The sequence below is a fragment of the Imperialibacter sp. EC-SDR9 genome (assembly GCF_902498805.1).
Taxonomy (GTDB): Bacteria; Bacteroidota; Bacteroidia; order Cytophagales; family Cyclobacteriaceae; genus Imperialibacter.
In genome coordinates this window covers 53,746-67,742 of record NZ_LR701587.1, presented here as the reverse complement: position 1 = coordinate 67,742, position 13,997 = coordinate 53,746, and the positions used below count along the sequence as shown (strand labels likewise).

The window sequence follows — 13,997 nt, the reverse complement described above, 5'->3', positions numbered from 1 at the left end:
AAACATCCATGGCAGAGAAGAAATCAGTTGCAGAATTGAAAGCTATAGCGTCGCAAGTGCGTCGTGACATTGTTCGTATGGTACACTCATGTCAGTCAGGCCACCCTGGTGGTTCTCTTGGCTGCACCGACTTCTTTGTAGCCCTCTACTTCCATGAGATGAACCACGATCCAAAATTCAACATGGATGCGAAAGGCGAAGACTTATTTTTCCTTTCAAACGGGCATATTTCTCCTGTTTTCTACAGCGTACTTGCTCATAGCGGTTATTTTCCTGTAAAAGAGCTGGCCACTTTCCGTAAGATCAACTCTCGTCTGCAAGGGCACCCTGCCACACACGAGCACCTGCCAGGTATCAGAATTGCTTCGGGCTCACTGGGCCAGGGAATGTCTGTGGCCATTGGTGCAGCCGAAGCAAAAAGACTTAATAAAGACGATAGCTTTGTTTATGTGCTCATGGGTGATGGCGAGCAGCAGGAAGGCCAGGTATGGGAAGCCGCCATGTACGCTCCTAACCATAAGCTGGATCACCTTATCGCTACCATCGACTGGAATGGTCAGCAGATTGACGGCCCCACTGCCAAAATCAACGACCTGCGTGACCTGCGTGCCAAATATGAGGCATTCGGCTGGGAAGTAATAGAGTCGAACGGCAACGATATGGAGGGCATTTTAGCTGCTCTTCAGAAAGCGAAAAGTCTGGCTGGCAAAGGCAAGCCGGTTATGAACCTGATGAAAACGGAAATGGGCGCCGGTGTCGACTTTATGATGGGCAGCCACAAATGGCATGGTGTAGCTCCCAACGACGAGCAACTGGCAGAGGCTCTGGGGCAGCTCGAAGAGACCTTAGGGGATTACTAAACCCAACTCATTTTGAAAAACCTACTCAGGAAAGCTACCGTTATTGCGGGACTGCTAAGTCTTTTCAGCTTTCCTGTGTTCGCTCAGTTGTACAAGCAAAAGCCGCCGGAAAAAACACGCATCTTGTTTTTGCTTGATGCCTCCGGCAGTATGCTGGCAAAGCTTGGAAGCGTGCGTCGAATTGATGTAGCCACAAAGCTGCTGTCGGATCTTGTTGACTCATTGAGCGTCAACCCCAATGTGGAACTGGCGCTGAGAGTGTATGGCCACCAATATGCCCGGGCTTATAATAACTGCACAGACACCAAGCTGGAAGTGGGTTTTTCAGCAAAGAACCATCGTGACATCCGGGCCAAGCTATATCAGCTCACACCGCAAGGCAACACGCCCATTGCTTATTCGCTGGAGCAAACCGCCAACGACTTCCCCAAAGTCGACGGTTATAGAAATGTCGTCATTATTATCACCGATGGAATTGAGAGCTGCGAAGGTGATCCGTGTGCCGTTTCCAAAGCGCTGCAGTCGAAGAATATCTTCCTGAAGCCCTTCGTTATTGGCCTGGGCCTGGGGTTAGAATACGAGAAGAACTTCGAATGTCTGGGTAAATACTTCGACGCCACCGATGTACCCAGGTTCAAAAAGTCTCTCAACGAAGTGCTGAGGCAAACCCTCATGGAAACCACGGCCAGTGTGGAGCTACTCAATGAAAACAATGCCCCAATCGTCACCGATGTGAACGTCAGTTTTATTAATACAGTCACACGGCAGTCCGTTTACGACTTTGTACACTACAGGGACAAACTGGGACGTCCCGACTCGGTAATCCTCGATGCGGTGCTCACTTATGACGTGGTGGCCAATACAGTACCCCCTGTGGTAAAAAGAAATGTGGCACTTGTAGGTGGCATCCACAATATAATCGACATCCCTACCCCCCAGGGCAACTTGGTTTTTCAAATGCCCGGTGCCTCAGAGTACAGTAATCCGGTGCAGGCATCGGTACGCTTGCCGGGTCAAACACAGAGTCTCAATATCCAAAAACTAACTGAGCCCTTTCTTTACCTGGCCGGCACCTACGACATTGAAGTGCAAACTTTTCCCCGCACCTTTATAAGGGGCTATACTATAAAGCCTTCTCAGGACAATTCCATTACCCTTCCGGGGCCGGGAGTTCTCAACCTGACTATGGGCGTGCGGGGCATTGGGAGTCTCTACAAAATCAACCCCGATGGGTCGCAGGAGTGGGTTTGTAACTTTCCCGGAAATATCACCTCATTTGTTAGCGCTATTCAGCCCGGAGAGTATAAATTTGTGTTTCGTGCACAAAGCGCAAACGGCAGTAAGTTTACAGAAATAAAGAAATTCAGCATAAGAACTGGTTCCACAGAAACCATCAAACTATACGGTAGATGACGAAATTTGAAATACTCGGAAAAAACGACACCCGCTCTGGCTTCGGAGTAGGCTTGCTAGAGGCTGGCCAGCAAAACCCCAATGTTGTTGCCCTTTGTGCCGACCTTATCGGCTCATTAAAAATGGATGCCTTTATTAAGGAGTTTCCAGAACGATTTTTTCAGGTAGGCATTGCCGAAGCCAACATGATGGGCATTGCTGCTGGCCTTACCATCGGAGGCAAGATTCCCTTCACCGGTACTTTCGCTAACTTTTCTACAGGAAGGGTCTATGATCAGATTCGTCAGTCAATTGCCTATTCAGGGAAAAACGTGAAGATATGCGCCTCACATGCAGGCGTAACCCTCGGAGAAGACGGTGCTACACACCAGATCCTCGAAGATATTGGTATGATGAAGATGCTGCCAGGAATGACAGTCATCAATCCTTGTGACTACAACCAAACCAGACAGGCTACCGTGGCTATTGCCAAATATGAAGGGCCTGTATACCTCCGCTTTGGAAGACCGAAAGTCCCAATCTTTATTAAAGAGGACATGCCCTTCGTAATTGGGAAGGCATTGAAGCTGGTTGAAGGAAACGACGTCAGTATTTTTGCCACTGGTCACCTTGTTTGGGAGGCTGTTCTGGCAGAAGAAATACTAAGAGAGAAGGGTATTAGCGCCGAAATCATTAACATTCACACCATTAAACCACTGGATGAGAAAGCGATCCTTGACTCGGTGGCCAAAACCGGTTGCGCAGTGTCCGCCGAAGAGCACCAAATGAATGGTGGCCTCGGAGACAGTATTGCTCAAACCCTTGCAACACACAGCCCGCTTCCACAGGAATATGTTGCTGTGAAAGATAGCTTTGGTGAAAGCGGTGTACCGGAACAATTGATGGAAAAATACGGCTTAAATGCAGCCCATATAGTGGAAGCAGCGCTGAAAGCGATAGACCGAAAGCGTAAGAAATAGAAGGTAAAATCAACTTTTTTGAATTTTCCGTTCACTATTTGAAACAAAAGAGGGCTCCAATTGGAGCCCTTTTCGTTTCATGACCAACTTAACCTTACATCCGCAGCCTTCACGTAAACCGGATTTAAGGCAAGCTTTTGCTTCCACATTGACTTTTTCTTTCAAGTCCACTTAATTTCTTACGTGAGAAACCTGCCATGTGAGAGCAAAGACCAAAGTCATCCGACACAAGTAAGGAGGGTTCCCTAAAGCCAACTTTTAGGGCCATTGAGCGACATACCTTTGAGACATCAAATCTCTCAGATATATGAATCGTTTTTTTACATCACTTGCAATTCTTCTTCTCACGGTCAGCACGACAGTCGCTCAACAAATACAATGGGCGTCAACTGTTGACTACCAGTACAACCAGTTTGCCGAAGCAGAATATTCCGGTCACACTGCTACTGGAGAGCCTGATGCATTTCCTCTGGGCTTTTTAAGTCCAAAAGCATTCAGATTAAAGAACGAAAGGGCTTTCGGCTCATTGATGCTTGAGTTCGACAAGCCACAGGCGGTTCAGCAGCTATTAATAATAGAAAGCCACATGCCAGGTAGAGTAACCAAGATTGCTCTTTTGGACGAGGTTGGTAACAAGTACCCTATTTATAATAAAGAGGCAGCTGAGGTTGACGAAAGATTCCGCACCCTGCTTATCAGCATACCAGTAACCTACTATGCTGTAAAAAGAGTTGAGATAGTGGTGGACACAGAGTCGAGAGAAGGATGGGCACAAATAGACGCTGTAGGTATATCTAACACAGCATCGGTATCAGACATCAAAAAATCATTACAAGAAAAATACGGCAGGCTTAATTTTAAAGACGAGATTTTTTTCACTGCTGCGAAAGAAAACCTTGGCGGCACTGTTAACTCGCTTTTCCCTGAAGCCAAACCAATCATTTCTGCCGATGGAAAGACGCTCTACTTCGCCAGACAAAACAGCGATGGAAATGTTGGCGGCCAGTCGGACGATCAGGATATTTATGTGTCGTACTTTGAAAACGGAGCCTGGACAGAAGCCGAAAATATCGGCGAGCCTTTGAACGACAGGTTTGCGAATGGTGTGTGTAGTGTTAGCCCAGATGGTAACACTCTCCTGCTTATGAATTCCTACAGCCAGGCGGGTGCTACCGAGCGGGGCGTGTCCATCTCAAGAAAAACGCCCTACGGCTGGGAAGCACCAGAGCCGGTAGTTATAAACAACTTCGAGCCCAAAGGAAAATATCTAGACTTCTTTATGAGCGCTAGTGAAGAGGCGTTGATCATGGCCTATCAGGCAAAAGATGGCGGATATGGTGACCAGGACTTATATGTCAGCATCAAACAAGGCAACAACACCTACGCCAGGCCAAGGAACCTTGGAAAAATTCTTAATACAAACAAAGCCGAGTTCAGCCCCTTCCTTGCACCTGACAACAAGACATTGTACTTCGCCAGCAACGGGCATGGTGGCATGGGTGGTAGCGACATCTTCTACACAAAAAGACTGGACGACAGCTGGACGAAATGGAGCACGCCGGTCAACATGGGGTCTAACATCAACACACCGGAATGGGATGCCTACTACTCCATCTCAGCCGATGGCAGCAAGGCGTTTTTCACGTCGAGAGACGAGAGTAGCGTAGGAGCTAGAGACATCTACTCGATTTCATTGGAAAACGAGCTGAAGCCTGAGCCAGTGATGTTAGTAAGAGGCAAAGTCTTCAACAGCAAAACCAACGAGCCTATTATGGCCGACATTGTCTTCGAAACCTACTTTGATGGCAAAAAGGAAGGCATGGCCAGCCCTGACAGCAAGACCATGGAATACAAAGCTATTTTGAGCCGTGGTAACAAATACAGAATTCTGGCCTACGCAGAGGGCTATATGCCGCTAGACATTGGTATTGACGTGCAGTCGTTCGACACTTATTCTGAACTCTACAAGGATATTTACCTCGATCCAATAGCGCTTGGCGACCTGATCACATTCAACAATATATTATTCAACAAATCCACACCGGAACTGTTACCTGAGTCGGGCACAGACCTTGCCATGCTGGAAACACTGCTGAGAGAGAACCCAAATATGGTGATTGAATTGGCTGGGCATACAGACAGCTGGGGTGATCTAAGTAAAAACTTCAAATTGTCGCAGGAGCGTGTAGACGTAGTGAAAAACTACCTGACTATGAGAGGCATTGACGCAAGAAGATTGCAGGCAAAAGGCTACGGAGGCAGTCAGCCGGTAGCCAGCAACGCCACCGAAGAATCGAGACAGCTTAACCGACGAGTGGAAGTTAAAGTATTAAAGAATTAAAGATCCAGTGATGGAAAGAGAGTAGTTTACTAGAAAGGATCCCGGCAGTGTCGGGGTTCTTTTTTTGTGTGCAGTGAGGCAGTTTCGGCACCGCCCCTAACGATCAGACACGATTCGACCATCCGCTTGAAAAAGTTTTTACCAATGGCTTGGTGCATGCAACCCGGCGGCTGACGGCTCCAGCTCTTATGGCCTACTCGCCGTACCGACGCCTGAAAACAGCTCACCCCCGATCATCAGCAGTGTCGGTACCGCCCTAAGCGGTGAGACACCGACACCTCATAACCCCAAGCTATTAATGAATCAGTTTTTGAACATCATCTCGCATTATCATTCGAGATTCCTCGATAAAGCCTTCTATCTTCAATCCAAGAATACTCTCCGCCAACCTAAAATCACAAAGGGTACCATTCCGAAGCCCTGCGTAGTCTCGGAACGAAGAGAATTCCCAGTCTTCCATCGCTTTCACCATTCTAGCTTTTAAAGGATTTTGATGTATATAATGGAAGCATACAGACCCAAGGTTTGGCGGCTGCTACTTGGAGGTGAGAAGCTTAAATTTTGTTCGTTGCCTAAATAATGAACCTGAACGTCCATCTCTCTTATTAATGAAATTAGTGTAGCTGCTGGATATCACTCTTACTGCACTTGTCAACCTCTGCACTTCGATATTGCCAGCTTTTATGCTGACGCATGATTGTTCCGAAGTATATATCAAAAAATGATAATGATTTGGCATTAAGCAATAAGCGAGCACATTGGCTTCAGGCAAAATGTGTTTCCGCACCTTCTTCAAGAAGAAAAGATAATCCTCTCGACTGAAGAATATTTGCTGCCTATCATTACCCTGATTATAAACGTGATACAAGTGATTCGGCTCCAGCTTCATGTAGGTTAAAATAAGAAATTCTCGGCAACTTGTTTGCATTAACCCGGCGGCTGACGGCCCCGACGCTTTGTTCTTCTGGCCGTACCGACGCCTGGCAGCGTCAGAGGCCCGATCATCAGCAGTGTCGGTACCGCCCCAAGCGGTCAGACACCGAATGGACTACCCCCTGAGCAAGTTCTGGATAATGGCCTTCACACCAGCAACCCGGCGCTGATGGCCCCAGCGCATTATCCCTCCTCGCCGTACCGACGCCTGGACTGACAGTAAGCCTGCGGAATTGCCCCAATTCTCCCTACCTTTGCCGAATGCTTTCCAACAGACAACTCTTTCAGCAGCATCTCGCCCAAACTTCAGAGTTTCCTTTGATGACCGAAGTGGAAAAAGCCGAAGGCATTTACCTCTATACTCCAGAGGGAAAAAGAATCATTGACCTGATTTCCGGAATCGGCGTCAGCAACATTGGGCACCGACACCCAAAAGTGGTTGCCGCCATCAAAGATCAAGTCGACAAATACCTCCACGTAATGGTCTATGGAGAGTTTGTCGAAAGCCCACAGGTGAAACTGGCCAAAGCTTTGTCAGACACCCTCCCCGACCCTCTCGACAACATCTTCTTAGTCAACTCCGGTAGCGAGGCAGTGGAAGGTGCTCTCAAACTGGCCAAGCGCTTCACAGGTAAACCCAACCTGGTTTCCTGCTTCTCTTCCTACCATGGCAGCAGCCACGGCGCATTATCTGTGACTGGCGATGAAGTTTTCAAACAAAAATTCAGACCACTGCTTCCTGGCGTTAAGCATATTAGGTTTGACCATATACCAGACCTAATGGTGATCGATGAGCAGACAGCTGCCGTCATCATAGAAACCGTACAAGGCGAGGCTGGCGTAAAATCCGCTACCCGGGAGTATTTCAAAGCCTTAAGACAGCGGTGCAACGAAACCGGCACTTTACTCATACTAGACGAAATTCAGTGCGGCTTTGGCAGAACCGGCAGCTTCTGGGCATTTGAGCAGTACGGCATTGTACCTGACATTGTAGTGGCGGCAAAAGGCATGGGAGGCGGAATGCCAATAGGTGCCTTCATATCGTCCAAAAAGATCATGCATGTGCTTACCGACAACCCCGTACTTGGGCACATCACCACTTTTGGCGGGCACCCTGTTTCAGCGGCAGCTTCGCTGGCCACCCTCGGGGTAATTCAGGAACAAAAACTGTTTACTGAAGCTGAAAAGAAAGCAACCCTTTTTAAAAAACTCCTGAAGCATTCTTCTATTCAGGAAATTAGAAACAACGGGCTAATGATGGCGGTTCAGTTCGAAAGTTTTGATATACTTAAACCAATTCTCGATCTTTGCCTCGAGCGAGGCGTGCTTTCAGACTGGTTCCTTTTTAACAACAGTGCCATGCGAATTGCTCCACCACTTACCATAAACACCACACAGATCGAGGAGGCCTGTGAAATAATATTGGGTGCAATCAAAGACGCCTAATCCGGGTGTTGTTATCATCAATACATTAAATGATATTACTGGCCATTAAGGCTCGTCTATTTATGGAAGATATAGGAAAAGTAGAACTCCGTGCGCTAAAATCATCTGACTATCAAGGATTAAAAGATTCTATGATAGCTGCCTATCCAAATTGGCCGGGAGCATTCTGGGGAGAGCAGCACATTGAAACTCTGCTGAGGATATTCCCAAAGGGTCAGATAGCTATTTTTGTTGACGATGAGCTGGCTGGATGCGCCCTGTCACTTATTGTGACCTATGAACACTTCGGCGATTCGCACACCTACCAGGAAATAACGGGCAACTACACTTTCAATACCCACACTCCTAAGGGTGACGTTCTTTATGGTATTGATCTGTTTATTAAGCCGGAATACAGAGGGCTACGGCTCGGAAGAAGGCTTTATGATGCCCGCAAGTCACTTTGCGAAGACCTCAACCTGAAAGCGATCATTTTTGGCGGAAGAATACCCAAATACCACGAGTATGCCAAGGATTTGAGCCCCAAGGAGTACATCCAAAAGGTGAAGTTCAAAGAGATCTACGACCCAACGCTGACCTTCCAGCTCTCCAATGACTTCCACGTAAAGAAAGTGCTGGTTAACTACCTGCCTGGCGACAAAGAGTCGAAAGACTATGCAGTGTTGCTGCAATGGGACAATATTTACTACGAAAAAGGTGCCAGGAAGCTCCTGGACAAATCAATCGTAAGACTTGGCCTCGTGCAATGGCAAATGAGGCTTTACAAAGACATCGACGACCTTTTTGAGCAAGTAGAGTTTTTTGTCGACGCCACATCAGCGTACAAAAGTGATTTCGCCCTCTTCCCGGAGTTCTTTAATGCCCCGCTGATGGCAGCACACAACAACCTCAGCGAAGCGGCGGCAATAAGAAAACTTGCCGAGCATACCGACGAAATCAGAGACCGGTTTATTCAGCTGGCCATAAGCTACAATGTTAATATTATCACAGGTAGCATGCCCTCCATGCGGGGCGACAAGCTCTTTAATGAAGGTTTTGTTTGCAGGAGAAATGGCACATACGATAGCTACGAAAAAATACATGTTACACCAGATGAGGCGAAGTTCTGGGGCTTAACCGGCGGGAAGAAAGTAGAAGTTTTTGAAACCGACTGCGGCCCTATTGGTGTGCTTATCTGCTACGACTCTGAGTTTCCTGAGCTTTCGAGAATACTGGCCGCTCAGGGGATGAAAATACTTTTCGTTCCTTTCCTTACCGACACCCAGAATGGCTACGGCAGGGTCCGCTACTGCTGTCGTGCCAGGGCGATTGAAAACGAATGTTATGTGGCTATTGCCGGCAGCGTAGGCAACCTTCCTAAGGTGTCGAACATGGACATCCAATTCGCACAGTCGGCTGTGTTTACGCCCAGCGACTTCTCCTTCCCTACTAACGGCATCAAGGCGGAAGCAACACCCAACACAGAGATGATCCTCGTAGCGGATGTTGACCTCGACCTGCTGAAGGAGCTGCACAACTTTGGCTCAGTGCGCAACCTGAAGGACAGAAGGACTGATATTTATGATGTGATTAAGAGGTAAGGAAGCTTCAAAAAAAATCTGGAAATATAACGTCATTCGTAGCGAAACGGAGGCAACGTGGAACCCGACGCCGGAACGGAATCTCCTTGATGATGGCAGAGTTTTCAGAACGGCTTACTGTCATCAGCAGGGGGATGCCTCCCTCGTTCCTCGGAATCGGCATGACGTTGTTTCGGCGGCCTCAGATGTCATACCGGATACTCGTACCCCTTCCTATACTCCCTCGAAAGCAGCTTATTTGCCTCAGGGTCGTTGATCACCTCCTGCTTATCGCCGTCCCACTCAATGCTGCGACCCGCCTTCGCTGACACCATGGCCAGCAGGCTGATATTAGTAGCCAGCTGCCCATTGATCATCGGGTTGATGGTTTGCCCTTTGCTCTCAATCACCTTAAGGAAGTCAGTCCACAGCTCTTTAATATTCTGCTGGTCGGGTTCGTGTAGTACGGGGTCTACGTGCACAATCTCCTTGTTTTTATCAACGGGGTAAAACGTCCATCCGTCAGTCCAGCCAAGGTGCAGCACACCTTCCGTGCCATAGAAATAGCAACCCACGGCAGGGCCCTCCTGGCGATTGCCTGCGTAATTGCGGTTTTCCCAGTGCATGGTGAACGACTCAAATTCGAAGACAGCTAGCTGGGTATCAGCAGCATCGGTGCTATCTTCCCTGATTCGGCGGGTAGCGCTCGAATAAATCCTTTTTGGCGCTTTTTCCTCTGTCCACCACAGCACCTGGTCGAACCAGTGCACACCCCAGTCGCTGATGGTGCCATTGGCAAAGTTAAGGTGCTGGCGGAACCCTCTGGGGTGAATTGTCTTGTTGAAAGGAACCAACTGTGCCGGCCCACAATACATATCCCAATCCATACCTTCCGGGGCTTCTGAATTAGGTGTGATGCTGCCCGGCCCTCCTCCATAATTGATAAAACACTTCACGCTACCAATCTTGCCTGCCTTCCCTGACCGCAGAAACTCATTGGCTGAAATATTATGAGGGGACGCCCGGCGGTGCAGACCTATCTGCACCACTTTCCCGGTCGACTGCGCCGCCTTCACCATGGCCTTGCCTTCGTTGATCGTATGGCAAATGGGCTTTTCACAATACACATGGGCACCGCTTTTCAAAGCGTCAATCGCAGCCAGGGCATGCCAATGATCAGGCGTGGCCACAATCACAATCTCCGGCTTCTCCTTCTGGAGCATTTCCTTGTAGTTGGTATAAGGCTTCGGCTTATTGCCAGTCAGCTTTTCAACCTTTTCAAGAGCAGGCATCAACTGGTTTTTATCCACGTCGGCCATGGCCACCACTTTGCTCCTGCCAGAAGCCATGGCCTCCCCCAGGATGTTCATACCCCACCAGCCGGAGCCGATGAGTGCGACTTTGTAAGTAGCTTGTTGCCTGGCAATGCCCATCAGTGGCATGGCTGAAAATGCAGCGCTAGCGGCGATGCCCGCTGAGGTAGTCTTGATAAAATATCTTCTGTCCATGGGGATAGTAGGTAGAGTGCTTAAATCCTTGTGGGAAAAAGCTACGAAAAATACCTGCCAGACACCAGAGAATAGTGATGAATGACGATAGAGCGTTATGGCCAGCAAACTCCACCCTGGCGCCGCAACAAACCCGTTATCCAATATGCACGAGTCATCTTGCATCATGTCTAGCAGGTTATCAATCATCGAATGAAACAGAAATACAATGTTTTTCTACCTCCGCCAGCGATTAAGCCACCATTTCCCTATCTTAGAAATCAAACCAGAGACACAATGCCTGAATTCACCCTTGATATCAATGGCGCTCAAAAAACTGTCGAGACGGAGCCCGACACCCCGCTGCTGTATGTCCTTCGTAACGACCTGGCAATCAACGGCCCAAAATTCGGCTGTGGCCTTTCGCAGTGTGGAGCTTGCATGGTGCTGTTGGACGGACGTGCTACTACAAGCTGTATGCTGTCAGTTTCTTCGATCGGCAATACTGAAATTACTACATTGGAAGGACTGGTAGACGACAACGCAAAGCTTCACGTGGTGCAGGAGGCATTTGTGAAGGAACAAGCCGCCCAGTGTGGCTACTGTCTGAACGGGATGGTGATGGCAGCGGTGGATTTGCTGAACAAAAACCCCAGGCCGGATGACGCAGCGATTCGGGAGGCGTTACAATTTAACCTGTGCCGTTGCGGCACACATGCCCGTGTCGTCAAAGCGGTAAAGCGTGCAGCAAAAACTCATTAACCCAACGGCCATGATCGAAGCAACCAGTACATCAAGACGGAAATTCCTTCAACAGATTGGATACATCAGTGTGGGGTTTCCCCTGCTCACCTCGTGCATCGGCGAGCCAGACCCTGTGATCGCCACCCGGGTCGACTACGAAGGAAGCCTTCCGGGAAGCATGCGGGGTGCAAAAACCGTGAATGCCTGGCTGCAGGTACTGGAAGACGGCAGCATCAGGGTGCTTTCGGGCAAAGTGGAGCTGGGCCAGGGTATCCGCACGGCAATTCGGCAGGTAGCCGCTGAAGAGCTGGACATGGAACTGGACATGGTGGAAGTGCAACTGGCAGAAACAGGATTGACACCTGATGAAGGATACACCGCCGGCAGTGGATCAGTACCCAACAGTGCCATGTCGGTGCGCTACGCTGCAGCCACAGCCAGACAGAAACTACTGGAGCTGGCAGGAGAAAAACTAAAGACCTCATTTGACGACCTGATCCTTTTCAACGGATCCATCAAAGCCAAAAAAAGTGGTGACTCACTGACTTTTGCCGAAGTATTGAACGGCGCTCAGATCGATATGGAGGTCACCACCCCGGTAAAAATCAAGAGCAAAACGGAGCACAGGTATGTGGGCAAAGCAGTGCCCCGCACCGACATTGAAAAAATGGTGAGGGGCGAACAAGTGTATGTGCAGGATCTGCGGTTTCCGGGCATGGTACACGCCAGGGTATTGCGGCCACCCGGTTACAAGTCCCAATTGGTAAAAGTGGATGAAGCAGGGCTTGCCACAACAGTATCAGGAGTGATCAAGACTGTAGTGAATGGCAGCTTTGTTGGGGTAATCACCGAAAAGGAATACCAGGCGGTGAAAGCCGAGCGTTACCTGAGGGAACATACGGAATGGGAGGACAACACTTCGTTTCCTGAGCAAAAGGAGTTGTACAACCATATCCGAAGCATTGCAGAACCCTCCAGTAATGTCAAAAATGAAGGCGATGTAACGGCAGCCTTCCAAGGCAACTCAACTGTTAAAGCCACCTTCCGAAAGCCTTACCTCAAACACGCTTCCATGGGCCCGGCATGCGGCGTGGCCATGTATGATGGCGACGTGCTGCATATTTGGTCTCACAGCCAGGGCATTTACCCTATGCGAAATGCCATATCAGCTATGCTGGGTATGGAGGTCGATAAAATCCATATCGTGGGTGTTCCCGGGGCAGGCTGTTATGGGCACAGTACGGCCGATGATGCCGCTGCGGATGCCGCCTTGCTAGCCATGGAGCTTCCCGGAAAGCATGTGCGGGTACAGTGGTCACGGACGGATGAGCATACATGGGACCCTTACGGCTCGGCCATGATCATGGAGGTGGAAGCCAGCCTGGATGCAGATGGCAAGATCACCGGCTGGAAGTCGGACGTATGGACCGACAGCCATAGTTGCCGACCCAACGGTGATGCCGGCACATTGCTCGATGCCCGGTACATCACCAACCCCGTGCAAATGAAGTCGAGGGGCTACCTGGCCGGGGGCCACCGCAATGCCGATCCGTACTACGCCATTCCCAATATGCAGGTGAATGCGCACTTCTTCGATGGGCCGTTGCGGGTATCTTCCTTGAGGAGCCTGGGGGCTTATACCACCATTTTTGCCATTGAATGCCTGATGGATGAGCTCGCAGAAAAAGCAGGCAAGGACCCACTCGATTTTCGCATCGCCCATTTGACCGATGAACGGGCAGTGGCGGTGATCCAAAAGCTCAGGGAAATGACAGCCCAGGTAACGCTGGCTGACGGAGAAGGACTCGGCTATGCCTTTAGCCGGTATAAGAATACAGCGGCCTATGCAGCAGTAGCAGCCAGGGTGGCGGTAGACAAAGCCACAGGCAAGGTGGCTGTAAAAAAGATGTGGGCGGCAGTAGATGTAGGCGAGGTGATCAATGTGGATGGCCTCACTAACCAGCTCGAAGGCGGCATGATACAGGCAGCCAGCTGGACGCTCATGGAAGAAGTAAGGTTCAAAGACAAAGAAATCACCAGCGCTGACTGGAACACCTACCCTATTTTCCGCTACCCTGATATTCCTGAAGTAGAAGTAGCCCTCATCGACCGCCCCGACTTACCTGCCGAAGGCGGTGGCGAGGTGTCCATGCCTCCTTCGGGAGCCGCCATAGCCAATGCGGTGTATCGGGCGAGTGGGACGAGGGTGTATGAGTTACCGATTGGGGTGAGGAAAGTGTGAGGGCTGGCTCCTA

General features: G+C 49.5%; 9 protein-coding genes. 8 read left to right on the top strand and 1 reads right to left on the bottom strand.

The window, feature by feature from the left end:
• Positions 1-8: 8 nt before the first annotated feature.
• The 6 genes from GC130_RS15465 to GC130_RS15440 all read left to right on the top strand — a co-directional run bounded on the left by GC130_RS15465 (position 9) and on the right by GC130_RS15440 (position 9,532).
• Positions 9-860: a transketolase gene (locus GC130_RS15465; protein ID WP_151999237.1), complete on the top strand. Its 852-nt coding sequence runs from the start codon at positions 9-11 to the stop codon at positions 858-860.
• Between the two features lie 12 nt (positions 861-872).
• On the top strand, positions 873-2,273 hold the full coding sequence (locus GC130_RS15460) for a VWA domain-containing protein (RefSeq protein ID WP_226940510.1): 1,401 nt from the start codon (positions 873-875) through the stop codon (positions 2,271-2,273).
• Positions 2,270-3,232 (top strand): transketolase family protein, encoded by a 963-nt coding sequence (locus GC130_RS15455; RefSeq protein ID WP_151999236.1) that lies wholly within the window; start codon positions 2,270-2,272, stop codon positions 3,230-3,232. Before GC130_RS15460 ends, GC130_RS15455 begins: the two co-directional genes overlap by 4 nt.
• Positions 3,233-3,539: 307 nt before the next feature.
• Positions 3,540-5,573, top strand: coding sequence for an OmpA family protein (locus GC130_RS15450; protein ID WP_151999235.1), 2,034 nt, complete (start codon positions 3,540-3,542; stop codon positions 5,571-5,573).
• Positions 5,574-6,767: 1,194 nt separating this feature from the next.
• Positions 6,768-7,952, top strand: coding sequence for an aspartate aminotransferase family protein (locus GC130_RS15445; RefSeq protein WP_151999234.1), 1,185 nt, complete (start codon positions 6,768-6,770; stop codon positions 7,950-7,952).
• Positions 7,953-8,014: 62 nt separating this feature from the next.
• Positions 8,015-9,532, top strand: a complete 1,518-nt coding sequence (locus GC130_RS15440; RefSeq protein ID WP_151999233.1) for a carbon-nitrogen hydrolase family protein — start codon at positions 8,015-8,017, stop codon at positions 9,530-9,532.
• Positions 9,533-9,720: 188 nt separating this feature from the next.
• Here GC130_RS15440 and GC130_RS15435 read toward each other — a convergent pair whose 3' ends face one another.
• On the bottom strand, positions 9,721-11,019 hold the full coding sequence (locus GC130_RS15435) for a Gfo/Idh/MocA family protein (protein WP_151999289.1): 1,299 nt from the start codon (positions 11,017-11,019) through the stop codon (positions 9,721-9,723).
• 276 nt (positions 11,020-11,295) lie between these two features.
• Between GC130_RS15435 and GC130_RS15430 the strand changes: the two genes are divergently transcribed.
• Both GC130_RS15430 and GC130_RS15425 read left to right on the top strand, forming a co-directional pair.
• Positions 11,296-11,760, top strand: coding sequence for a (2Fe-2S)-binding protein (locus tag GC130_RS15430; protein ID WP_151999288.1), 465 nt, complete (start codon positions 11,296-11,298; stop codon positions 11,758-11,760).
• Between the two features lie 10 nt (positions 11,761-11,770).
• Entirely contained in the window at positions 11,771-13,984 is a 2,214-nt protein-coding gene (locus tag GC130_RS15425; RefSeq protein ID WP_151999232.1) for a molybdopterin cofactor-binding domain-containing protein, read from the top strand.
• The last annotated feature ends 13 nt before the right edge of the window (positions 13,985-13,997 follow it).